Raw genomic sequence first — 23,284 nt, 5'->3', positions numbered from 1 at the left:
TTGGGGGAGATCAGCCTGTTATCCCCGAGGTAGCTTTTATCCGTTGAGCGATGACCCTCCCACGAGGTGTCACCGGATCACTAAGCCCGACTTTCGTCTCTGCTCCACTTGTTTGTGTCGCAGTCAGGCTCCCTTCTGCCTTTGCACTCTACGCGCGGTTTCCAACCGCGCTGAGGGAACCTTTGGGCGCCTCCGTTACTTTTTAGGAGGCGACCGCCCCAGTCAAACTGCCCTCCTAGCTATGTCCCGTGACCAGTTTCATGGCCTCCGGTTAGAACCCCAGTACTGTCAGGGTGGTATCCCAAAGACGACTCCACAATCCCTGACGGAACTGCTTCCAAGTCTCCCACCTATTCTGTACAGACAATACCGAGATTCAATGCTAAGATACAGTAAAGCTCTACGGGGTCTTTCCGTCCAATCGCGGGTAGCAAGCATCTTCACTTGCACTACAATTTCGCCGGATTTGCTGTTGAGACAGTGCCCAAATCATTACGCCATTCGTGCGGGTCGGAACTTACCCGACAAGGAATTTCGCTACCTTAGGACCGTTATAGTTACGGCCGCCGTTTACTGGGGCTTAAGTTCATGCCTTCGCTTGCGCTAAGCATTCCCCTTAACCTTCCAGCACCGGGCAGGCGTCAGCTCCTATACTTCAGCTTTCGCTTTAGCAGAAACCTGTGTTTTTGATAAACAGTTGCTTGGGCCTATTCTCTGCGACCTACTCTCGTAGGCACCCCTTCTCCCGAAGTTACGGGGTCAATTTGCCGAGTTCCTTAACAGCAATTCTTCCGATGGTCTTAGGATTCTCTCCTCACCTACCTGTGTCGGTTTGCGGTACGGGCACAGAGCTCCTGGATAGAGACTTTTCTTGGCAGCATGAAATCAGATATTTCGGTAGTAAACTACCTCACCATTACACCCCAGACTTAACGAAAGACGGATTTTCCTATCTTTCATCCTCAGTGCTTAGACGTACTTCCAATAACGTACGCATATCCTATCCTCCTGCGTCATCCCATTTCTCATAACGTTACTCTGCGGTATCGGAATATCAACCGATTGTCCATCACCTACGCCTTTCGGCCTCGGTTTAGGTCCCGACTTACCCTGGGCGGACGAACCTTCCCCAGGAAACCTTAGGTTTTCGACCACTAAGATTCTCACTTAGTTCTCGCTACTTATGCCAGCATACTCTCTCCTGTACAGTCCACCGCTCCTTTCGGTACGACTTCAGCCCATACAGGATGCTCCTCTACCACTTGTACGAAGTACAAGTTCACAGCTTCGGTGTTAGATTTTAGCCCCGGACATTTTCGGCGCAGGATCTCTTGACTAGTGAGCTATTACGCACTCTTTTAATGTATGGCTGCTTCTGAGCCAACATCCTAGTTGTCTTAGAAATCCCACATCCTTTACCACTTAATCTATACTTTGGGACCTTAGCTGGTGATCTGGGCTGTTTCCCTTTTGACTACGGATCTTATCATTCGCAGTCTGACTACCATGATTCAAGTATCCAGCATTCGGAGTTTGATAAAGTTCGGTAACTGTTGTCAGCCCCTACCTCATTCAGTGCTCTACCTCCGGTACTCATTCATGGCGCTAGCCCTAAAGCTATTTCGAGGAGAACCAGCTATATCCGAGTTCGATTGGAATTTCTCCCCTATCCACAGCTCATCCCATGGTTTTTCAACACCATTGTGGTTCGGGCCTCCACGGAATTTTACTTCCGCTTCACCCTGGCCATGGATAGGTCACCCGGTTTCGGGTCTACAGCATGCAACTATACGCCCTATTCAGACTTGGTTTCCCTTCGGCTGCGCACCTTAAGTGCTTAACCTTGCTGCATACCGTAACTCGCTGGCTCGTTCTACAAAAAGCACATCATCACACATTAACGTGTTTTGATCGGTTGTGGACACACGGTTTCAGGTTCTATTTCACTCCCCTCCTGGGGTTCTTTTCACCTTTCCCTCACGGTACTTCTTCACTATCGGTCACTAGGTAGTATTTAGCCTTGGGAGGTGGTCCTCCCAGCTTCCCACAAGGTTTCACGTGTCTCGTGGTACTCTGGTACAAATCGGGCTTTTTTCTCTTTTTACCTACAGGACTATTACCTTCTATGGTTTAACTTTCCAGAAATCTTCGGTTAAGATATAAAGCCTTAATGATCTGACCGCAACCCCGGAAACAAGTTTCCGGTTTGGGCTCTTTCCGTTTCGCTCGCCGCTACTAAGGAAATCGATTTTTCTTTCTCTTCCTCCAGGTACTTAGATGTTTCAGTTCCCCGGGTTTACCTCTATATACCTATGAATTCAGTATACAGTTCATGGGGTTACCCATGAGAGTTTCCTCATTCGGAAATCTTCGGTTCACAGGCTATTTGCGCCTACCCGAAGCTTATCGCAGCTTATCACGTCCTTCATCGGCTCCTAGTGCCAAGGCATTCACCATGCGCCCTTTGTAGCTTGACCTTAAGTAAATATATTTAAATTCAAACAACAAAGAATTAACTTTGCCTTGCTTTAGAGTATTACTCTATATTGATTACTATGCAATTTTCAAAGTACAAATTTAGAGAGAATTAAACTCTCAAAATTAAACAGAGAACAAAGAACCTTCATGGAAATTACATTTCCATGTCGACTCCTTAGAAAGGAGGTGATCCAGCCGCAGGTTCTCCTACGGCTACCTTGTTACGACTTCACCCCAATTATCAACCCCACCTTCGACCGCTGGTTCCAAAAGGTTACCTCACGGGCTTCGGGTGTTGCCGACTCTCATGGTGTGACGGGCGGTGTGTACAAGACCCGGGAACGTATTCACCGCGACATTCTGATTCGCGATTACTAGCAACTCCGGCTTCATGTAGGCGAGTTTCAGCCTACAATCCGAACTGGGATGGGGTTTTGAGTTTTGCTCCACCTTGCGATATTGCATCTTTTTGTCCCCACCATTGTAGCACGTGTGTAGCCCTAGACATAAGGGGCATGATGATTTGACGTCATCCCCACCTTCCTCCCGGTTAACCCGGGCAGTCTCACTAGAGTGCTCAACTAAATGTTAGCAACTAATGATAAGGGTTGCGCTCGTTGCGGGACTTAACCCAACATCTCACGACACGAGCTGACGACAACCATGCACCACCTGTCATCCTGTCCCCGAAGGGACTTCATCCATTACGGACTAATTCAGGAGATGTCAAGTCTAGGTAAGGTTCTTCGCGTTGCTTCGAATTAAACCACATGCTCCGCTGCTTGTGCGGGTCCCCGTCAATTCCTTTGAGTTTTAATCTTGCGACCGTACTTCCCAGGCGGAATACTTATTGTGTTAACTGCGGCACAGAAGGAGTCGATACCTCCTACACCTAGTATTCATCGTTTACGGCGTGGACTACCAGGGTATCTAATCCTGTTTGCTCCCCACGCTTTCATGCCTCAGCGTCAGTTACAGTCCAGAAGGCCGCCTTCGCCACTGGTATTCTTCCTAATCTCTACGCATTTCACCGCTACACTAGGAATTCTGCCTTCCTCTCCTGCACTCCAGACATCCAGTTTGAAATGCAGCCCCCAAGTTAAGCCCGGGGATTTCACATCTCACTTAAATATCCGCCTACACATCCTTTACGCCCAGTAAATCCGGACAACGCTTGCCACCTACGTATTACCGCGGCTGCTGGCACGTAGTTAGCCGTGGCTTCCTCCTATGGTACCGTCATTATCGTCCCATAAGACAGAGTTTTACGATCCGAAGACCTTCATCACTCACGCGGCGTTGCTGCATCAGGGTTTCCCCCATTGTGCAATATTCCCCACTGCTGCCTCCCGTAGGAGTCTGGACCGTGTCTCAGTTCCAATGTGGCCGATCACCCTCTCAGGTCGGCTACGCATCGAAGCCTTGGTGAGCCGTTACCTCACCAACAAGCTAATGCGCCGCGGGTCCATCTCATAGCGAATAAATCCTTTGGCTCAAGAATCATGCGATTCTCGAGTATTATGCGGTATTAATCTTCCTTTCGAAAGGCTATTCCCCACTATGAGGTAGGTTACCCACGTGTTACTCACCCGTCCGCCGCTGGGAACCGAAGTTCCCCGCTCGACTTGCATGTGTTAAGCACGCCGCCAGCGTTCGTCCTGAGCCAGGATCAAACTCTCAATTTAAAAGTTTGATATAATACAGATGCTAGTCTGTATTCCTTTAGCTCATCGCTAAATTTATTTAAATAGAATAAATTCTATTCAAAAGAATTGCTGGTTCTTTAATTCTCTGTTTAATTTTCAAAGTTCAATTATCCGCTGCACTAGACAGCTTATACATAATATCATCATCATTTAACTTTGTCAACATCTTTTATTTAATATTTTAAAAATGTTTAATACTGTAAGAAACAAGTTCTCGGTGACGACATGTAATATAGTACTACTTTTTTTAAAACAGTTTCTTAGTCTTATATCTTATTATTACAAATTATCTTTGTTTAATTAGCCTTTCTTTACGTTTACTACATTTAAACTCTACTGATACTCAAGGCTAAGTTTATATTGAAATTCTCTAAATCATTAAATTTTTCTTCTTATAGTATACCTATATACCCCTTTAATTGTTATTGGTTTTATAAAAGGTTATATGATCTTGCCATCTTCCATTTATAAATAGATAGTTTTTATTTATTCCTAATTTTTCAAAACCACATCCAATTAAAACATTTTGTGATCTCAAATTATCTACTAGTGCAGATGCTTCTATTCTATGCAAATTCATAACATTAAAAGCGTATGCTTCTGCAACTCTAAGTGCATCCTTCATATACCCTTTTCCTTGATAGTCTTTATCAATAGAATATCCTATTATTGCACTTTTAAATACTCCATATATTGTACCGGATATTTGAATCTTACCTATTAACTTAGCGTCCTTATAAATTCCAAAATTAGTACCTTCACCATTTATAAATTGCTTATAATTCTCTATAAGCATCTGTTTTTGTGCTTCAAACGTATAAAAACTTTCTTCTCTCTCGGGTTCAAAAGGCTTTAGGTGCTCTTTATTTTTAATATAATATTGAAGCATATTCTCAGCATCCTCTGGCGTCAATACTTTTAGTGTTATACTTTTACCATATAGCTTAAAAACATTTATTCTATCACTATTATAGTTCTTATAATCCATTCCAAATAAAAACTCATCTTTAAGTACATTTTTTTCAATAATACTTTTATTAATAATTCCCTCAAAAGCAAATCCTAATTCAACAAACGGCTGTGTGCTTACTTCCTCGTCTACAATTATATTTACCTTATTGATATCATTACTTTTAAATAGGAACTCCATGAAAACAGATAAGATCTCTTTAATGTATGTATTTATACTTTTACCTTGCTTATATATCTTCATTCTAAACATACAGAATCTATTATCTTTGTTTAAATCCACTATAAATATTCTTCCTATTGTTATACCGTATTTATCAGTTATAAGGTATTCCCTCTCCACACCATTTACTTTTTCAATTTTTGTATATTTGCCTTTTAGCATATGACCTTCACCCAATTTTCACTAATATTTTTAAAATTTCTAACTCTATTATGCAACAAACGCACATTTTAAATTATATCATATACATACATAATATGATAAAATATAATTACATTTTTATTATAGGATTTCTAAATGAATAATTAACTTAATTTTGTAACATATTTGATATATGAAAACCAAAGTGAATCTTATATAAATAACATCAATTTAAATATTTAACCACATTTCAAGGACGGTGCTAAAATATGAATAAGAAGAATTTATCTAAATTAACTTTAATATTATCTGGAATAAAAAATAGATTTCTAGAGAATGAGGCTATTTTTAAAGAAATTACTATAACATACACTTCAGGACTTAAGCATTTTACAGGAAAGGCTGTTTACAGTAACGATAATAAACTCGCTTTTAATTTTAATGGTAAAACCGATTTATTCACTATAGATTCTTTAATTGAAGCCATAATTAATAATTGTGTGTCTTATGATTCTTTAGAACTTATTTATAGCGAACGTGGAACAAATGTACTTGTTACCGCTGATGATAAAAACGTTAATATAAAAAACATCAATATAATAGAAAAGTCTAGTGAGAAAGATAAAACTTCAACCTTATTAAATAGAAATTACCTTATAAAAATCGGCCCAGCAAATGATTTATTAAAAGCCATAGATATAATGACAAAGGACAATAAGGTGAAAAACGACAAAATAAGAAAGTACAATCAAATAGATCACTTTATTGAGTTAATAGACTCCACATTGGATTCAATATCTAGAAATAAACATATTACCATACTAGACTGTGGCTGCGGAAAATCGTACTTGACCTTTGCTCTTAATTACTATCTTACAGAAGTAAAAAAAGTAAAGTGTAGTTTTATAGGCATTGATATATCTGAAGCTGTAATCCAAAAATCAAAATCTATAGCCCAAACACTCGGGTATAGAAATATGGATTTTTACGCTATGGATATACATGACTATAAACCAGATAGAAAGATTAACATGGTTATTTCTCTTCACGCATGTGATACTGCTACAGATATGGCTTTAGCTCTTGGCATAAGGTTAGAAAGTGATGCTATTATTGCTGTACCTTGCTGTCACAAGGAGATGTTATCTCAATATAGTTATGAACCATTTAAAGATATATTAAAGCATGGTATTTTCAAAGCAAGATTTGCAGATGTGTTAACAGACGGAATGAGAAGTCTTATGTTAGAGGCAAAGGGGTATGATGTAACTCCAGTAGAATACATATCTCCTCTTGAAACACCTAAGAACTTACTTATTAGAGCCATAAAAAAGACTGATTCAAATGAAGAAGCAATGGACTCATATATGAAATTAATGGCTGATTTAAACGTATATCCAGCATTATATGATTTTCTTCAAACCTACTAATTAAGAAATGAGGTATTAAATTGAAAATAAAAGTACAAAAGAAAACTTTCTTTATAATAATGTTCTTATGTATACTAATTGGTTTCTTTGCTGCTTATAAGGTTTTTAATAAAATGTCTACATCCCAGTCTAAACCTTGGGTAGTTGCAGATGCAGACGACATTTCTAAAAAATTTATAAGTAAGGAAACCTTAATAAAAAAAATAGAACAAAAACAAAAGCTTATAACAACAGAGGCACAGATAAGTGAAAAAGTAACTATTGATAATAGCTGGGGAAATCTTGATATCTTTAAGAAGCTACAAAATATATCTTTTACTGGTACAGGCACTTATTCCATTGACTTATCTAATTTAAAAAATGAGAATATAAGTATAGACAACAAAAGTAGAATAATAACTCTTAATGTTTCAACCCCACAAATAGAATCTATAAATATTGATGATAGTAAAACACAATATCAAACCGATAACGGTCTTTTTAGATTTGGCGAAATAAAATTAACTACTGAAGAGCATGAAGCTATTATGCAAAATGTAAAAAAAGATATGAGCACTAAAATGCTAGAAGATACGTATTATAATAAAGCTCTTTCAAACTCAAAAAAATCTATAAAGAACATATTAAATTCTATACTAGACAATAGCGGTGTTAAATATTATCTGAACATAAAATTCAAAAAATAAAAAAATAAAGGCTGTTATTATCCCTAAAATAACAGCTTTTATTTTATATTAAACTCCCTAAATTAAACCCTAAAAAACTTGCTTTAACCTTGTCATCCATATATGTTATATTTCCGCCGACAAAGTTAAAGCGCCCTTCCAATGTAAGACCCCTTTTACATTGGAAACCTGTAAGAGCCTCTAAGAAATATGCTTTTGTTTTTACCACCCACATAATAAAAACCTTAACATATAACATTGAACTCCTACTAATTAAATAACTTTAGAATCCCCTAGCATTTAAAACAATTACTTTGTGCAATCATTCTTGATTACGTTTACATTATATCATCTTCATAATTTTTCATCAATCTTAATATCTAGCGATTTTTTGCTATTTTAGCCTATTATATCATTTTATTTTTTATTACCACGTTATGATAACGTTTTATTGCTATTTTTCTTGTTGTGCCCTATGTATTAATATAAATAATTGATTCAGTTTCTCTACAATACTTTGTAACTATACACTGTCCTAAGTTTCTTGGACACTTCTTACACATACAGTCATTAACTTCTCCATTACATGCTTTGTTCTTAAATTCATCACAATGTTTGCAATTATTTCCTTCAGCTATCATGCTCTTCACCTCTTATTTTTACGTAAATATAGTCAATTTCAATGGGTTTCTTCAAAAGTGAATTGATTCCTTCTATATATAATTACTAAAAAATAACCTAAGTTCATACTTTTGAAGCCCCATACCTTAGAATATATAAAGTTTTATACTTCTACTCAAATTTCTTTCTATAGCTGTTCATTGTATCTCCAAATATTTTTCCAGTTGTTGGTGGAGTATACGTTATAGCATTTGCTCCAGCCTCTATAGTCTCAATTATAGATGCTTCATTATTACCTCCTGTTGCTATTATGGGAATGCTAGGGAACTTTTCTCTTATACTTCTTACTATATGAGAGGTTCTTTTAGCACCTGATACATTTAATATTGTAGCTCCAGAATCAATCCTTGCTTGAACATCTTCATATTCAGAAACAACAGTAACAATTATAGGAATATCTATGGTCTCTCTAACTTCTCTAATAATGTCATTGGGTGTAGGACTATTAACTACAACGCCCATAGCCCCTTTAAATTCAGCATCTAAAGCTAAATTTACAACTCTCTTGCCCATTGTTAGGCCACCACCCACACCGCAAAATACAGGAACATCAGCTGCAAGCACAATAGCCGCAGTTATAACTGGTTGGGGAGTAAAGGGATAGACTGCAATTACAGCATCTGCATTAGTGTTTCTTATTACTGCAACGTCTGTTGAAAAAACAAAAGATTTAAGTCTTTTGCCAAAAACCCTTATACCTGTGGCGTTTCTAATAACCTCTGGCAGTTCAATCATATGGCTTCTAAGTGTTCCTTTTACTTCAGGTACAATTTTCTTATTCTTATCGTTATTAGTCATAGTTTTTTCTTTCCCCCTTCTTTATATAAATATTTAGATATATTGCCTACTTCATTGCTAAGCCGAAGCTTAATATATTTATTAAGTTATTTAATTATAGTTATTTTTCATATAATTTTCAATATCAAATTTCAAAATTATGGATATTTATATATATTAATTTTTTATTAAGTATATTTGAATAATTTTAATCGTTAGAATTATTAATGTAGCTGTATTTTCAAATAACTTTTTATAAAAAGCCTTATTTACAACATTTTACCCACATATGCATTTTTTTAAAGTACATTTTTACTAAATGTTAAAAGTTTTTTTTACTAATTTGCATCTTTTGTTACACATTGACATTTTATGCATTTCAAGTTACTATTTTAATAGTAATAGTTTAATTATTTATATAAACTTTATACTGTAAAAAAATCCTTTTCAATATTTAAAGGTAAATTAATTTATTAATAATAAGCAAATCAATATAAAGGAGGATAACTCATGTCAAACGTACTTGAGGTAACAGACTTATACAAGAAGCTGGGTAATAAAGAAATAATTAAAGGTATAAGTTTCTCTATAAAAGAAGGAGAAATCTTAGGCTTTTTAGGCCGTAATGGAGCAGGTAAAACTACTACAATTAAAATGCTCGTAGGGCTAATCACTCCAGATAAAGGTTCTGTAATGATTTCAGGCCACGATATAACTAAGGAAGCAGAAGAAGCTCTTTCTTGTGTAGGTGCTGTTGTGGAAAACCCAGAATTATACAGCTACCTTACAGGAAGACAAAATTTAGAACAGGTAGCTAGATTCTACAAAGATATAACTAAAGAAGATATCGAAAAAATAGGTAATACAGTTGGATTAAGTGGAAGACTTGATGAAAAGGTAAAAAAATACTCTTTAGGTATGAAACAGCGTTTAGGCCTTGCTGAAGCATTAATCAGCAAACCAAAGCTTTTAATACTAGACGAACCTACAAATGGTCTTGATCCTACCGGAATAATCGAGTTCAGAAACCTTTTGAAAAAACAAGCAAAAGAAAACAAAATGGCTATTTTTGTTTCATCACATATCCTTTCAGAAATAGAACAACTTTGTGACAGAGTTGCTTTTATAGATGGAGGAATAATAAAATCCTTTGAAACATTAAAAGGAACTAACAAAGATCACAAAACTGAATCTTTTGAAAATGTTGTTATAATGACAAAAGAAAAAGATAAATGTACCGAAGCATTAAAAGAAATTTCATTTATTATCGACTTTAAACTAGCAGATGAAAGTAATGGTATTTACACTTTCGAAGCAAAAGCAAAACTGGATTCTGTTCCTGATATCACTTCAAGCTTAGCAGAGAAGAAGATTAGAATTGAACAAATCTATAAGAGACAACAGAATCTTGAAGATAGATATATTGAACTTGTAAATGGAGGAAAAAATGATGTGGAATCTCATTAAAAACGAATTTATTAAGTTAAGGTATAAAAGAAAATACATTATATGCACAATTGTATTTGCACTAATATGTATTGGTTTTTGTGCTGTTTATGTGAAAATGCAGAAGGCAAGTACACCTGATGCTGCAATTCAATATTATAAAGATGCAAAATCATCATTACAATCAAAGGAAAAAAATATTAAGGATGCAACCTTAAAACAGCAATATGACCAACAAATATCTCAATTGGATGAGCAAATAAAACAGTATCAACAAAGCAAAAATCAAGGTAACTCAAATTGGAAAAAACAATTAAAAAACACTATAGATTCTCTTAAAGATGAGAAGAATCAGGCTGCTGATATTACCGAAAACACTGCAAAGGAATCATACAATAAGCAAATAGTATTTTATCAGTACCTTTTAAATCATAATATAAAGCCTCAAGACAACAATAGCTTATCAACATTTCAGCTTTTGCAATCATTATTAAAGCTTATAGGCTACATACTAATTCCTATTATTATAGCAATTTTCTCTGCTGATATTGTATCTGGAGAATATACACCTCCTACAATTAAAGTTCTTTTATCAAAACCAGCTAGCAGAGCAAAAATATTGGCTTCAAAGTTTATAGCTTCTGCTATATCATGTATTGCTATAATACTTTTAATAGAACTTATAACCTACTTAATAACCGGTATAGCTTACGGCTTCGATAATCCTAGCTACCCAGTACTTGTAGGAACTAAATATATGAATTCTGGAATTAAACTTACACAGGACAGCACAGGACTTATACCTATTTTAGGAAGTTCATACGTAATTCCTCTTTGGCAATTCTTAATAGAAATGTTCTTATTCCAGATACTATTTATTATAGGTTGCTGTTCTTTCTTCTTACTATTATCAGTTGTTTTAAGAAGCAGCGTTTTATCTATGACATTAAGTATAATGATAGTAATAGCTTTAAATATAATTTCTCAAATATCAGCTTTGCATGTTATTATGCCATTCTTGTTTACTAACTATGGTTCGCCTTACGATATACTTACAAATAGTATACCTTCAACTTCAGGGCTTACCTTCACAACAGCTATATTTGGAGTTATATACTTAATTATCTTTACTATACTATGTTACGGAATAGCTAATTATTCATTCAAGAAAAAAGATATGACTGTATAATAAAAATAGGGATATTACCTTAATGGTAATTCCCTATTTTTCTTTATGTAAATACTTCTCTTCGTTATATCCTATTCTCTTAAATACCTTCTTAACTACATCCTTGCCTACTTTGTCTTCATTCATTTCTTGAAGAACATCTCTCATATTTACCCAGTAAGCCTCATCTACCTCTTGCGATTTGGTTATTTCCCCGGATACATACCTAACCATAAAGGTAAGCATTATTAATTCTTTAGGTTTGAAATAGTAACTTCCCAGGTATTCGGGTTTCTCTACAATTATACCTACCTCCTCTTTAACCTCTCTAACTACAGTTTCCTCAACTGTTTCACCATTAGCTACATAACCAGAAACTAATATTTTTGAGTCTTTAAATGTGTACTCCTGTTTTAACAACAAAATTTCCTGTCCTTTTATAACTGCTACTAGCACGCATGGTTTAGGTACATCAAAGAACATAATTTTGTCTTTTTGGCAATAAGGCACATCTCCCTCATCATAGCTGTACTTTTTTTCAAGCTTTTTCCCACATATAGGGCAATACTCGTACTTCATAATAAATCCTCCATCAATGCTTTAATAAACCAATTATAATTTATTATTATGAAATTTTAAAGAACTATCTTAACACTCTTTGTAAGAGTTATACTTTTTTCATCAACAGAACACTCGTAAGCCATCACATCTACACCATTTATTGCTGCATATCTAAGTGCTTCTCCAAACATTTTGTCCATCTCATCATGTGGTCTGAACTCACTTATATTATCCATTTGCATAAGAAATAATACACCTGCCCCATATCCGCTTTTTTTGGCCTCAACAAGTTCTTTTAAATGCTTTGCTCCTCTTTCAGTTGGTGCATCTGGAAATCTAGCAACTCCTTTATCCTCAAGTGTTACTCCCTTAACCTCCAGGAAATAAACCTCTCCCTCATCATTTTCCAATCTAAAATCAAATCTGCTGTTTTTAAAGGTCTTTTCTTTCATTATAATATTATATTTAGCTAAGCTCTCCACTTTCTTATTGTAAAGCGCCTCATAAACAACTTTATTAGGAATTTGAGAATCTATATTTATAAATTTTTCTCCCTTATATGCTCCAATTAAATCATATTTAGTTTTTCTATTTGGATTATTTTCCTCTCGCAGTACCACAGTACAATTTGGAAGTAATATTTCCCTGCATCTTCCGGTATTGGGTACATGAACCATCATTTCTTCGCCTTCTAATTCTATATATGCTTGAAATCTATTTGGCCTTTTTACAAATTTGGCAAGTTTCGTCATATTATCTATCTTCAATTACATTTTCCTCCTTATAATAATCCACAGATTTTAATATTAAATTTATATTATAACCCACTATAAATTTATGTTATCCACATTTTTGCCTACTTATGAACATTTAGCTGTTGATAACTATATGTTTTTTCAACAGTACCTCCCAAACAACCTATTTTTATACGTTAATTGACATTAAACATGTGCATAAGTTATCCACAATATCAACACCACAATATATTGACATTTAAGTACTTTATTTATACAACATATGCACTCATTTGTAAACTGCTACTCATAATTATTGTTAATAACTTTAATTTATACACAAAGCACCCCTTACTATCATTTTCCAATAATTTTTTGTATAAATTAAAAGAACTTAGGTTAAATTAATTAAGAATGAATCCTACAAAGGAGGAGTTTATCTTGGACAATAACAAATACAGGCAAAGGGATAGAGACAAATCCAATGCAGAATTAAGAAAAATGTTCCCTAAATCAGGTGATGACATAGGAATAATCGATGGTGAAAAAATCGGTTCAAGGAGCAATGGTAAGAAATTTACAAAGCGCTCTAAATTGTCACATAACAACTAATCCTTATCTTATATGCGTTTTATACTACAAAAAAACAAACTGCTTTAAAATAAATTTAATTTTAAAACAGTTTGTTTTTATTTATTTTCTACTTATACTTAAATCAACTGATGATTCTGGCAACAATTTTCCATCATTATCATCAACAGAAATCTCAACCGGAATGTAAGAATCATCATCATCTGAATTCGAATTTGAACTTATAGAAGACGAAGCTCCATTAGTACTTGTAACTACGCTTTTACCTACATAAGTTACCTTTCCCTTATAACTTTTACCTGAATATGACTGTGTAGATATAGTTACATTTTGACCTTCCTTTATATCATTTATACTCTCTTGAGGTACTTTTGCCATAACCTGAAGATTCTTTAAATCTTCCAGAGTAACAATTTTCTCTTGTGAATTTAGTATATCTCCCTTTGAGTATCCAATGCTAGTAACTGCCGCATCATCCATATCACATATTATCGAGCTTCCATTAACATAAGTTTTATTTAATTTGCTTTTTATAGAAGTAATCTCATCATTATATCCATCAATCGTCTTCTGTTCCATATCCTTTTGATCTTGATCTGTCATTTTATCCTTTTTTATATTTTCAGCATCAATTTCATTCTGTATTTTATCTATATTTGAATTGTAATCACTCAAATCTAAATCTACTAATTTATCATTCTTTCTAACTTCTTGTCCTAATTTAACATCAACACCTGTTACTCCTATAGAAACTGTTTCCGGCAATCCAAGTGATATACTTTCTATATTTTTAGATTTTACGGTTCCAGTTACCTGTATTGCATTAGCATCCTTCTTACCATTTGCCTTACCATTAGTTGATGCACTACTCCCCCCACATCCTACTGATAATGATGTAGCACATACAAGAACGGCTGCAATAGCCAATTTACTCTTATTCATAACTAAAATTCCTCTCTTCCAATTTTATTTATACTAACATATCTTTTCTTGTAAACCTAATATGAGCAATTATATAACACACAGCTCCAGTAATCACATTAACTAATACTCCAAGTCCCACTGAAATATCAGGATTCCTTATTTGTGATGTCATATCTCCACTTAAGAGAAATCCCGGAGAACTATAAGTATTTATTAAATAAGGTGCTATTTTTCTAAATGGTACATCACCGGCACTACTACCATCTCCAGCCATTATCTTAAGCACTATAAAACTCATAATAACTGCAATAATTATTCCTGAGGTCATAGATACCGTATTGCTATTAACTAATACCGATATAAGAATACATATACTTGTAAATGCCAATATAAAAAGTATTTCAAGCCCAAACATCTCAAGCATGACCTTCCACTGAGGTTCTACATAAGTGCTTCCAATAATAGCCTTTACATCATGCCAATTCCCCGCAAGCACTTTATCTGCATTAAATTGATATTTAGTACCAAGACTTACAGGTGCATTAATGCTTCCAAAACCTATTACAATTCCAAGTATTATAAGCGATATTAATTCAGAAAAAACTATGGCTATTATACTCGCAATAGATGCCGCCATAAATTTAGAAAATAATATCTTCCCTCTAGAAAAAGGCTTGGTCAAGAGCATCTTCATAGTAGGTGGACTGCATTCTCCCGAAACAACATCAAGAACTATTACACATATTATAACAGGTAGAATTATAAGAGAAACGTATGATACCATTTTTATGAATACATCTAAAGCCTTTTCATTATAATCATCTGCTGCATCAGGCACACTATTTTTAAGTGCATATTTTTTAGATAGTATTTGTGCATTCACTTGCTCTATTTTGGTATCATCTGAAACTATATCTGGCAGCTTTTTCTTCTTTTCATCGTCACTTATCTGATATTTTATTCTATCCTTCCAATTAAGCTTATCCAAATCTTCTGCTCGATAAGCTTCTTGTATCTCATTTTTGTATTGAGCAATATTCTCCTTAACTCTTTTTTGTGTATCTGCATCTAAGTATGCCATTTCCTCTTTATATACAGATATATACTTTTCATTTTGTACTATAGTTTGAACTGGTGTCTTATGAGATTCTTTATACTGAACCAGTGAAAAAAATAATATTATAGCTATAAACACTATACTCACAACTAAAACTTTTCGTCTTTTAAATATTTTTTGGAGCTCATTTGTTATAAGTCTATACAAATTATCCCCTCCTCTCTTAAAATTTAAGCAAGCATATCTTTTTTAGAAAACACAAAGGTTGAAATTCCCATGCATACTACCGTATAAACAATAAACACCACTATGCCCATGCCCACAGTTATCCCAGGATTGTTTGCCCTTTTAGCCATATCACCCATTAAAAGTACATCCGTAGACGAATAGGTCATTATAAGAAATGGTGTTATAGCTGACAATGCCTTAGGTATAGCTCCTTCTAGTGTCATTAAACCTATTATTGACATAACAACTCCTAACCCTACATTTATTCCTATTGTTATAGCTGAGTTCTTTATTAGTACAGAAATTAAAAAACATATAGAAACGCAGCCTAATATAAATAGTAAATCCAATAATGCAAGATACAATAGATACTTACCCTCTGTTATAAGATAAGATGATCCAAGTATTGGTGAAACACCAACATTATGATTGGAAAGAATAACAGAAGAATCATATTGGTACATTCTACCTACAGCAATTGGTTGCGATAAATTTGGGAAACCATTCATAAACGATAAAATTAAATATGTTATTACTTGAGGGATTCCTATGATAAATATATTTCCAACTAATATTGCAATAAATTTAGAAAAAAGTATTTTTGCCCTAGACGCAGGTTTTGCTAAAAGCATTTTTATAGTAGCAGGAGAATATTCCGAACTTACTATATCTGACGTTGCCACTGCAATTATAATAAATACCACTAAAATCTGCATAAATGCCTTTGAACTAAGAAAAGAATCCATTGCAAGATCTCCAGTTTTATCATATGGATTTAAATTATTATCTCTGTAATATTCATCCTTCATGACACTTATACTTGCATCTTCAGTATCTTCATTCTTCCCTTTGCCTTTATCTTTTATATATTCATATTTTTTTTGTATCAGTTCTTTATTAAGCCTTAAATGCCAATCTAAGTCTTTGCTTGCATCTTCCTTTTTTTTATCCTTTATATCTTTCTCATCTTGCTTAATGTATTGTTTTATCTTTTTCTTCTGCTCGGCATTAATCCCTGGGCTATTTAATTGCTTTTTTTCAGTTTTTATTTCTAGTTTATCCATTGCTATTCTCTGTTTTGGTTCATAGTACTTCTTTTCACTTGAATATTGGACAATAGAATAAGCTAAGAATAAAGCAAAAAAGACTATAAAGGTTATCCAAAACTTTTTCTTTTTTATTATTTTATAAAGCTCATTACTTATTAGAGGCCACATCTTTCTCCTCCTCCCCTTCTACTATCTGCATAAATCTATCTTCAAGGGTCTTGTGCTCTTTATAAAATTCAATAACTTCAACGCTATTTTTCATAAGCTCTGCTATTACCTTCGGAGACGTACCGTATTGTATAGCTGCTGAAATCTTGTCCTCATTATTTTTAACCTCATATACAAATGGCAGCTTTGACAATGTTTCCATAGCTAAATTAATATTACTAGTTGCTATTCCAAAGTTCTCCTTAGTTCCCTTGCCTTCGCTTTCCTTTGTACTCTCAACAGACTTTATTTCTCCTCCATTTATAAATGCAACAGTATCACATACCTGCTGTATTTCTGCAAGTATATGTGAGGAAATAAAAACTGCAGACTTATTTTCCTCAGCCATAAGCCTTACTATTCTTCTAAAATCCATTATTCCAACAGGATCAAGTCCATTTGTAGGCTCATCTAGAATCAGAAGCTTAGGTCTTACTAAAAGTGCTTGACCTAACCCAAGTCTCTGTTTCATTCCAAGTGAGTATTTTTTTACCTTATCATTAATTCTATCTTTAAGACCTATTATCTCTGCTACCTCATCTATTCTTTCCTTGCTAACACTTCCATACATTTTTGCGTATTGAATAAGATTTTCTCTTCCAGTTAAAAAACCATACATATCAGGATTTTCAACTATACATCCCACATTACTAAGAGCTTTCTCTTTTTCTTTTTGAATATCATGTCCCATTATTTTTATACTACCAGAATTAGGCTTTATAAGTCCCACCAACATTCTTATAGTGGTAGTTTTACCAGCGCCATTAGGTCCAAGGAATCCAAAAATTTGCCCTTCTTCTACAGAGAAGCTAATTCCCTTTATTATTTCTCTCTTCCCAATGTGCTTCTTTACGTCTTTAACCTCAAGGACTACTCCCATGCTTTAACCTCCTTATTTCTTATACATGAAATATCACTTCATCAACCAAAATATATAATAAACCATAAAGATAAAGTAATATTTACTTATTTCTTAATTTTTCCTTAATTTCAATAAATAAAGCTATTGTTATATATATAATATAACAATAGCTTTATTATTACAATAGCATCTTAGTTAAAATTTTTTAATGAATAATTTTTACGGATATAAGTGATGTTTCAATGGCTATAAAAATTGTTGAACCAACAACTGATATTTCTTTCCCTCTACTTCTTAAAAAATTATTCTAATTACAAATATACAACCAACAATCCATATTATTACAAAATTATCTATATAAATTATCCAATAAGCTCCATAAAGCGAGAATTACCCTTGCAAATGCTGATAAAAATTTAGCAAGTGCAATGGGATTAACTTGTGCTAGTATATTATATAGAGGTAATGATGACGAGAATATAGATGAAACATTAAAAGAAACTGATAAAACTTTAAAGGAAGCTGACAATCTTTTAAAGGAACTAGATAACGAGGAAAAAATAGAAAAAAATGCTTGGTGGAATAAGCCTGCAAAGGAAGATATCTTTGATAAAATAGAGTACTGGGTTACCGGAAAAAAGCCTAGAGTTAGAACTCAAGGTGAAGAAGTAATTGATGCACAGTTAACAGAAATGGCTTTTAGTAACCAAAATGCTGTAGCTGAACTTCAAAATGAGCTTGAAACAGGAGCTAGAGGTCTCGCTAGCATGGATAGAATAAATGAAGTTATGGAAAATAGCGAAGAGAGGCCTGTAGTTGTTAATATAGGAAAGAGTAATTGTTCGAGTAAAGCTGTTAATAATAATCTTAAAGTAACATCCAATATAATTAATAAAAACGGATTAAATATTGATGAATTTAATAAATTGCGTTTAACTAATCCTAGTGAATTGTCACCAAAACAAATAGAAACAATGAAAGCCATTAGAGATGCAATACCTAAAATTGACAAGAATACATTTATTCAAAAAACTATTCCTAAAAGTGATATTGAAGGTTATTTGTCAAATTGGTAATTACGTAGCAAAGTATGGTAATGTGTCACACATCAAAAATTATAATGATGTTGTTGAATCATCAAGACTAGATTATGTTACTGCAGATAAAAATAGGCCCTATCCAAAAAGTGCTAATACATATGGATATATTAAATTTAAAACAAAGGCAACAGTGGATATTAAATAATAGAGTAACACCCGTTAAAGGTAGTGAATTACATAAAGTTATAAAAAGATTGGAGAACAATAGATTAATGATAAGAAATGGATATTATTGCATATATAATAATATTGAATATGAAATAAATAGTGATCTAGATGGCAACACTTTAATAATTACGGAAGACAAAACTAAGATAGATTCATCATTTATAGATGAATATAATAGTGGAGTATATAGCAAAAATGTTGATAAAAAACAAATTGAAGAACTTTATAAAATTCATACATTGGGCAAAATAGAAAACTTGGAAGTTAATGTAGAAAATGAATTAGAAGATTGTTATATAGTTGGTACAAGCAGCTTAGAGATTGCAAAAAAATTAGGATTAGAACGTTGTGATAAATACTATCATCAAGGTAAGGTATTAAAAAAAGATATAGTAATTACTGAAGAAAAAACAAAAATCAAATAATTATTCTTATATTAATTCATTGTGTAAAAATTATATAATACTTAAGTAAATTCTGGAACCAGAACCTAGGGGCACCGCTAGCATAAATAGAATAAATGAGGTTATTGAAAATATCGAAGATATATCTATGTGATACGGGTGCGTGCCTATATCCACTGGAACTTGTAATATGTCAGAATAACAAGTTTAAGGAATAAAATACCATGTATTTAATAAAGAACTTATTTTGTAAGATGATGTAAGTCAGTTTAATCCATACTATGATATAGTACAATCTTGGAATAGGCTAAGTAATGGAAGCTATGAGCAAAATGATATTCACTTATAAAATCATGAGTTGTTTAAATCAAAGGAGGTAGTAAAATGGCGTCATTTCTGTTACTAATTAAAGACTTTGAAGATGATGCTAGAGTAGTATATAAATTTGGTCCTAATGAGAAAGTGATGGGAAAGATAGAGCTTACTAAGAAAACAAAGATGTTTAACGAACTGGAATCTGTTCAAGATTCATTACAATCACCACAATTTTATTTTAATAGGGCAGCCCAACGATTAGCTAGATGTTTCATCAAAGAAGAGGGCAACTTTCCTAATAAAACAACATTTGAATCTTAGTAAAATGAATTAATTTAAATATAGAGTTCATATAGTGTTCTGTGATAATCGTGAGCGAAGTAGCTAAAATACAGTGGGAAAAATGAATATTTATGATGTTGTAAAAATATTAAAAGACGAAGACTACAATAAGGAATTAATTGTTACTAAAGATGAATTAAAAGAAAAAATGTCCTATCCAGAAGATGATTACTATAAAATAGAAAAAGGTAATGGTAAGTGGTTTTTTTACCACATAAATAATGAGAGAAGAAAAGAGATAAAACTGTTAGGTGAATATAATAATGAAGAGGAAGCATGTCTACATTTTTTGTTAAATAGATTAGAGTCGTATTATTTAGATAAATATATTTTATCAGCCAAAAGAGATGTATCAAACGAAGAAGATTTAGAATTAGCGTTAAATAAAATAGGAATTGACAAATCGTATATAAGTTATACTAGTAAAAAATATAATTCTATTTGTATTTTTCAAGATAGTCATGGGTGGCACACTGAGTATATAGACGGCTCCGGAAACGAATATTTAAAAACTATTGGTCAAACAAAATCAAGATGTATCCCAATTGCATTAAAAAAGGATACCTAAAAAAAACATTAAGTGTAGACCATATTTTGTACTTCCTGGGTAGTAAATGATATACAGCTTAATTAAAAGATACAAGTTTATTACCAATATAATCTTTATCACCTGTGTTTAATGTATGAAAGACTAAGAGAATTATCGATGGTGAAATAGTATAATCGATAATTAATAATAATGATTTTGTAAATATTACATTCTTAAAGTAAGGAGTAATTAGATATAGATATTAAAACGAAAACAATAAATGCAGTAAATAATAATGAATTTATTTATTTATTAGAAGGAACAGGATCATATAAAGTGGAGTTACACCAATGGGTTGGTGCACATGTTCCAACAGATGTCGGAAGCATTTTAGCAAAAGGAATATATGAAATATATAAAGAAAATCCGAGTGTTAAAATTGATAAATTATTAGAAGAAACGCTGTTAAAAATGATGGATGGAGGTATAGTTGATATATACTGTGCATTATCAACTATCTATTCTCAATTAATAGAGGAATCATTTGGCTCAGCACCATTTAGAATTAATAAAGCTAAAATACTTAGTAAGCTTAAAAATTCATTAATATCCAATAAGGCTGATTTAAAGAGTTATTTCGAATGGGAGGGTATGGGAAAACCAGAAGGTATGTGGTCTGAAGTATTAAGAATAAACATACTTTGTGAAAAGCATTGGAATTTATCAATAATATAGATAAGTAAAATACTTCTGATAAAATAAATTACTATAAAAACAGTATATGAAATAAATCTTACTAAAAATGATCTAATAAGATTTGATATATTAACAGAAGATCTTGAAGAAAATAATACCTACTAACATGATATATTGGAGGAAATAATTTATGAAAAAGGCTTTACAATTATTAGAGGAGATTTTTATTGATTCGAATACAAATGAAGAAGTAATAGGCGTTACTATTGTTATAGATGGCGATATAAAAAAAATACTTGACACAATTATGAAGAAAATGCCCAATTATTCAGGATGAATTAGTTAATTCTGAAACTGAAGAAAAAGTTATAGGCATAAGAATAATGATTAAAGGCAATTTTAAGAAAAAGCTTGATGCTCAAAAAGATCCTAATTCATCATATGCTAATGAAATAGGAAAAATAGTGACTACTGGTATTACAAAAATTATTAATGAGCTAAAATAACTATTAATTCATTGAAATATACTCCCCTCATTAAATAGACTTAAGCTTTATACCTCTTACAGGTAACACCTTATAAGCATATTGAGTATAATATTACGAAGCACTATCTTATGAGGTGGTTATGAATATTCTTGAAATAGTATTATTCGCAATTATAATCAACATTGATAACTTTATTGTTGGTGTTGCGTATGGAATACGAAAAGTAAAAATAACATTTTTAATTAACTTTGTAATAGCTTTTATGTCTTTTCTTTTAACATTGATTTCTATGGTTCTGGGGAAGTTTCTGTACTACTTTCTACCAAAATCCATTTCAAATATATTTGGAAGCTTAATTCTATCGATAATGGGTTTATACTATATAATAAGCTTTTTCGTAAAAAGAATTAAAATCAAGAAAGGAAACCCTGGTGATCAAAAGAGTATTTTAGATAATCCTGAAAAAGCTGATGTGGACAATTCAGGACAAATTGACATAAAAGAATCTATAACTTTGGGTCTTGCACTATCACTAAACAACATAGGTATTGGAGCAGGTGCAAGCATGTTAGGTATTAATATGTATGAAGCTGCAATATCCATATTCGTTTTTAGCATAATCTCTATTCCTCTCGGTTACACCGTTGGAAGCAAATATTTTTATAAATTATTTGGAGATTACGGCGAACTTATCTCTGGAATAGTAATTATTCTCCTGGCTATGTATCAGCTATTTCTTTAAAAAGACAAAGCCAAATAGGTACAATGTACCCATTTGGCTTTTTTATTCCTTACATAATGAACTTTAATATAACCAAGAATATAACTCCTGGAATTCCGAAAATCCCGGCTATAAGCGCAGTAACTATATTTATACCAATACTTATTCCTATGTATTTTCCAAAAATATTTAACGCAAATAGCATTATTGCTCCTATTACGCCATTTATAATTAACTTTACAAGCATCTTAATTGGCCATTCTAGAAGTTTAACTACAACAAATATTACAATTATGGCCACAAGAAAGTATCCTATATAATCCAAAATACCCCCACCCCTCATAAATTTACTAAGAGCTCATTTTTTTATTAAAATCATATCTATTGACCTTTACGTTTAATTTTCTAGCCTTTGTCAAAAGATACATATACTTAGCTCTCGCAGCAGCCTCTTTGTATATAGCATAATCTATTAAGTTAGGTTCATTACCTACATTTTGAAAATAATTCATGCAATTCTGCATTTCTCTCCTTGCCTGCTCTATTTCAAGAATGAGACTTTGTACATCAACTTGGAAGCCGCTGCCTTTATCTGACATATTCTTTTTCATATAAAAAACCTCC

General features: G+C 33.0%; 24 protein-coding genes and 2 rRNA genes (1 of these 26 only partly in view). 13 read left to right on the top strand and 13 right to left on the bottom strand.

What is annotated here, in order from left to right:
* The 3 genes from CA_RS00840 to CA_RS00830 all read right to left on the bottom strand — a co-directional run.
* A 23S ribosomal RNA gene (locus CA_RS00840) occupies nt 1–2,477 on the bottom strand; it reaches 429 nt to the left of the window's first position.
* Between the two features lie 180 nt (nt 2,478–2,657).
* Nucleotides 2,658–4,163, bottom strand: a 16S ribosomal RNA gene (locus tag CA_RS00835).
* The 16S and 23S rRNA genes sit together here, the layout of an rRNA operon.
* A gap of 436 nt (nt 4,164–4,599) precedes the next feature.
* Nucleotides 4,600–5,538 (bottom strand): GNAT family N-acetyltransferase, encoded by a 939-nt coding sequence (locus tag CA_RS00830; RefSeq protein WP_010963478.1) that lies wholly within the window; start codon nt 5,536–5,538, stop codon nt 4,600–4,602.
* 248 nt (nt 5,539–5,786) lie between these two features.
* Here CA_RS00830 and CA_RS00825 point away from each other — a divergent pair, with 248 nt between their 5' ends.
* Both CA_RS00825 and CA_RS00820 read left to right on the top strand, forming a co-directional pair.
* Complete coding sequence (locus tag CA_RS00825; protein ID WP_010963477.1) at nt 5,787–6,947, top strand: class I SAM-dependent methyltransferase; 1,161 nt, start codon at nt 5,787–5,789, stop codon at nt 6,945–6,947.
* A 20-nt stretch (nt 6,948–6,967) separates the two neighbouring features.
* Complete coding sequence (locus CA_RS00820) at nt 6,968–7,633, top strand: DUF4230 domain-containing protein (RefSeq protein ID WP_010963476.1); 666 nt, start codon at nt 6,968–6,970, stop codon at nt 7,631–7,633.
* A 452-nt stretch (nt 7,634–8,085) separates the two neighbouring features.
* On the opposite strand, the gene CA_RS00810 is transcribed toward CA_RS00820, so the two are convergent.
* Nucleotides 8,086–8,253 carry a hypothetical protein gene (locus tag CA_RS00810; protein ID WP_013913504.1) on the bottom strand — a complete coding sequence of 56 codons (168 nt, stop codon included), beginning with the start codon at nt 8,251–8,253 and terminating at the stop codon, nt 8,086–8,088.
* Nucleotides 8,254–8,404: 151 nt separating this feature from the next.
* Nucleotides 8,405–9,091 carry a hydrolase gene (locus tag CA_RS00805; RefSeq protein WP_010963474.1) on the bottom strand — a complete coding sequence of 229 codons (687 nt, stop codon included), beginning with the start codon at nt 9,089–9,091 and terminating at the stop codon, nt 8,405–8,407.
* Between the two features lie 489 nt (nt 9,092–9,580).
* On the opposite strand from CA_RS00805, the gene CA_RS00800 reads away from it, so the two are divergent.
* Both CA_RS00800 and CA_RS00795 read left to right on the top strand, forming a co-directional pair.
* Nucleotides 9,581–10,537: an ABC transporter ATP-binding protein gene (locus tag CA_RS00800; RefSeq protein WP_010963473.1), complete on the top strand. Its 957-nt coding sequence runs from the start codon at nt 9,581–9,583 to the stop codon at nt 10,535–10,537.
* Nucleotides 10,518–11,705, top strand: a complete 1,188-nt coding sequence (locus tag CA_RS00795) for an ABC transporter permease (protein ID WP_010963472.1) — start codon at nt 10,518–10,520, stop codon at nt 11,703–11,705. Before CA_RS00800 ends, CA_RS00795 begins: the two co-directional genes overlap by 20 nt.
* Before the next feature lie 33 nt (nt 11,706–11,738).
* Here CA_RS00795 and CA_RS00790 read toward each other — a convergent pair whose 3' ends face one another.
* Together CA_RS00790 and sfsA are read right to left on the bottom strand one after the other, a co-directional pair.
* On the bottom strand, nt 11,739–12,263 hold the full coding sequence (locus CA_RS00790) for an NAD(+) diphosphatase (RefSeq protein ID WP_010963471.1): 525 nt from the start codon (nt 12,261–12,263) through the stop codon (nt 11,739–11,741).
* A gap of 56 nt (nt 12,264–12,319) precedes the next feature.
* Nucleotides 12,320–13,012 (bottom strand): DNA/RNA nuclease SfsA, encoded by a 693-nt coding sequence (sfsA, locus tag CA_RS00785; RefSeq protein ID WP_010963470.1) that lies wholly within the window; start codon nt 13,010–13,012, stop codon nt 12,320–12,322.
* Nucleotides 13,013–13,420: 408 nt separating this feature from the next.
* Between sfsA and CA_RS00780 the strand changes: the two genes are divergently transcribed.
* Nucleotides 13,421–13,591 (top strand): hypothetical protein, encoded by a 171-nt coding sequence (locus tag CA_RS00780; protein ID WP_010963469.1) that lies wholly within the window; start codon nt 13,421–13,423, stop codon nt 13,589–13,591.
* Nucleotides 13,592–13,672: 81 nt separating this feature from the next.
* Here CA_RS00780 and CA_RS00770 read toward each other — a convergent pair whose 3' ends face one another.
* The 4 genes from CA_RS00770 to CA_RS00755 are packed head-to-tail and all read right to left on the bottom strand — an operon-like array spanning nt 13,673 to nt 17,915.
* A complete protein-coding gene (locus tag CA_RS00770) occupies nt 13,673–14,512 on the bottom strand; it encodes an efflux RND transporter periplasmic adaptor subunit (protein ID WP_010963467.1) in 840 nt (279 codons plus the stop codon).
* A gap of 28 nt (nt 14,513–14,540) precedes the next feature.
* Nucleotides 14,541–15,758 (bottom strand): ABC transporter permease, encoded by a 1,218-nt coding sequence (locus CA_RS00765; protein WP_010963466.1) that lies wholly within the window; start codon nt 15,756–15,758, stop codon nt 14,541–14,543.
* 23 nt (nt 15,759–15,781) lie between these two features.
* On the bottom strand, nt 15,782–16,996 hold the full coding sequence (locus tag CA_RS00760; protein WP_010963465.1) for an ABC transporter permease: 1,215 nt from the start codon (nt 16,994–16,996) through the stop codon (nt 15,782–15,784).
* Nucleotides 16,977–17,915: an ABC transporter ATP-binding protein gene (locus CA_RS00755; RefSeq protein ID WP_010963464.1), complete on the bottom strand. Its 939-nt coding sequence runs from the start codon at nt 17,913–17,915 to the stop codon at nt 16,977–16,979. Before CA_RS00755 ends, CA_RS00760 begins: the two co-directional genes overlap by 20 nt.
* A gap of 410 nt (nt 17,916–18,325) precedes the next feature.
* Between CA_RS00755 and CA_RS00750 the strand changes: the two genes are divergently transcribed.
* The 8 genes from CA_RS00750 to ytaF all read left to right on the top strand — a co-directional run bounded on the left by CA_RS00750 (nt 18,326) and on the right by ytaF (nt 22,681).
* Nucleotides 18,326–18,973 (top strand): hypothetical protein, encoded by a 648-nt coding sequence (locus CA_RS00750; protein ID WP_013913503.1) that lies wholly within the window; start codon nt 18,326–18,328, stop codon nt 18,971–18,973.
* Nucleotides 18,974–19,095: 122 nt separating this feature from the next.
* Nucleotides 19,096–19,590, top strand: a complete 495-nt coding sequence (locus tag CA_RS00740; protein WP_014518812.1) for a hypothetical protein — start codon at nt 19,096–19,098, stop codon at nt 19,588–19,590.
* 363 nt (nt 19,591–19,953) lie between these two features.
* Nucleotides 19,954–20,205, top strand: a complete 252-nt coding sequence (locus tag CA_RS00735) for a hypothetical protein (protein ID WP_010963460.1) — start codon at nt 19,954–19,956, stop codon at nt 20,203–20,205.
* Nucleotides 20,206–20,287: 82 nt separating this feature from the next.
* On the top strand, nt 20,288–20,794 hold the full coding sequence (locus CA_RS00730) for a hypothetical protein (protein WP_010963459.1): 507 nt from the start codon (nt 20,288–20,290) through the stop codon (nt 20,792–20,794).
* A 297-nt stretch (nt 20,795–21,091) separates the two neighbouring features.
* A complete protein-coding gene (locus tag CA_RS00725) occupies nt 21,092–21,490 on the top strand; it encodes a hypothetical protein (RefSeq protein WP_010963458.1) in 399 nt (132 codons plus the stop codon).
* 151 nt (nt 21,491–21,641) lie between these two features.
* Nucleotides 21,642–21,788, top strand: coding sequence for a hypothetical protein (locus CA_RS00720; RefSeq protein WP_158306554.1), 147 nt, complete (start codon nt 21,642–21,644; stop codon nt 21,786–21,788).
* Nucleotides 21,789–21,834: 46 nt separating this feature from the next.
* Nucleotides 21,835–21,957 (top strand): hypothetical protein, encoded by a 123-nt coding sequence (locus CA_RS20310; protein ID WP_275541675.1) that lies wholly within the window; start codon nt 21,835–21,837, stop codon nt 21,955–21,957.
* 121 nt (nt 21,958–22,078) lie between these two features.
* Nucleotides 22,079–22,681, top strand: a complete 603-nt coding sequence (gene ytaF / locus CA_RS00715; RefSeq protein ID WP_010963457.1) for a sporulation membrane protein YtaF — start codon at nt 22,079–22,081, stop codon at nt 22,679–22,681.
* Nucleotides 22,682–22,730: 49 nt separating this feature from the next.
* On the opposite strand, the gene CA_RS00710 is transcribed toward ytaF, so the two are convergent.
* Both CA_RS00710 and CA_RS00705 read right to left on the bottom strand, forming a co-directional pair.
* Nucleotides 22,731–22,985, bottom strand: a complete 255-nt coding sequence (locus tag CA_RS00710) for a pro-sigmaK processing inhibitor BofA family protein (RefSeq protein ID WP_014518810.1) — start codon at nt 22,983–22,985, stop codon at nt 22,731–22,733.
* 25 nt (nt 22,986–23,010) lie between these two features.
* Nucleotides 23,011–23,271, bottom strand: a complete 261-nt coding sequence (locus CA_RS00705) for a YaaL family protein (RefSeq protein WP_010963455.1) — start codon at nt 23,269–23,271, stop codon at nt 23,011–23,013.
* Between the last annotated feature and the right edge of the window lie 13 nt (nt 23,272–23,284).

Source organism: Clostridium acetobutylicum ATCC 824 (assembly GCF_000008765.1).
GTDB classification, from domain to species: Bacteria; Bacillota; Clostridia; order Clostridiales; family Clostridiaceae; genus Clostridium_S; species Clostridium_S acetobutylicum.
The sequence above is the reverse complement of the archived record's forward strand: the minus strand, read 5'-3'. Positions and strand labels throughout refer to the sequence as shown.

Bases quoted from the DNA above. Each gene is read 5' to 3' on its own strand.
- CA_RS00830 (WP_010963478.1), bottom strand. From the start codon at position 5,538: ATGCTAAAAGGCAAATATACAAAAATTGAAAAAGTAAATGGTGTGGAG.
- CA_RS00825 (WP_010963477.1), top strand. From the start codon at position 5,787: ATGAATAAGAAGAATTTATCTAAATTAACTTTAATATTATCTGGAATA.
- CA_RS00810 (WP_013913504.1), bottom strand. From the start codon at position 8,253: ATGATAGCTGAAGGAAATAATTGCAAACATTGTGATGAATTTAAGAAC.
- CA_RS00805 (WP_010963474.1), bottom strand. From the start codon at position 9,091: ATGACTAATAACGATAAGAATAAGAAAATTGTACCTGAAGTAAAAGGA.
- CA_RS00800 (WP_010963473.1), top strand. From the start codon at position 9,581: ATGTCAAACGTACTTGAGGTAACAGACTTATACAAGAAGCTGGGTAAT.
- CA_RS00795 (WP_010963472.1), top strand. From the start codon at position 10,518: ATGATGTGGAATCTCATTAAAAACGAATTTATTAAGTTAAGGTATAAA.
- CA_RS00790 (WP_010963471.1), bottom strand. From the start codon at position 12,263: ATGAAGTACGAGTATTGCCCTATATGTGGGAAAAAGCTTGAAAAAAAG.
- CA_RS00770 (WP_010963467.1), bottom strand. From the start codon at position 14,512: ATGAATAAGAGTAAATTGGCTATTGCAGCCGTTCTTGTATGTGCTACA.
- CA_RS00760 (WP_010963465.1), bottom strand. From the start codon at position 16,996: ATGTGGCCTCTAATAAGTAATGAGCTTTATAAAATAATAAAAAAGAAA.
- CA_RS00755 (WP_010963464.1), bottom strand. From the start codon at position 17,915: ATGGGAGTAGTCCTTGAGGTTAAAGACGTAAAGAAGCACATTGGGAAG.
- CA_RS00750 (WP_013913503.1), top strand. From the start codon at position 18,326: ATGGGATTAACTTGTGCTAGTATATTATATAGAGGTAATGATGACGAG.
- CA_RS00740 (WP_014518812.1), top strand. From the start codon at position 19,096: ATGGATATATTAAATTTAAAACAAAGGCAACAGTGGATATTAAATAAT.
- CA_RS00735 (WP_010963460.1), top strand. From the start codon at position 19,954: ATGGCGTCATTTCTGTTACTAATTAAAGACTTTGAAGATGATGCTAGA.
- CA_RS00730 (WP_010963459.1), top strand. From the start codon at position 20,288: ATGAATATTTATGATGTTGTAAAAATATTAAAAGACGAAGACTACAAT.
- CA_RS00720 (WP_158306554.1), top strand. From the start codon at position 21,642: ATGAAAAAGGCTTTACAATTATTAGAGGAGATTTTTATTGATTCGAAT.
- CA_RS20310 (WP_275541675.1), top strand. From the start codon at position 21,835: ATGATTAAAGGCAATTTTAAGAAAAAGCTTGATGCTCAAAAAGATCCT.
- ytaF (WP_010963457.1), top strand. From the start codon at position 22,079: ATGAATATTCTTGAAATAGTATTATTCGCAATTATAATCAACATTGAT.
- CA_RS00705 (WP_010963455.1), bottom strand. From the start codon at position 23,271: ATGAAAAAGAATATGTCAGATAAAGGCAGCGGCTTCCAAGTTGATGTA.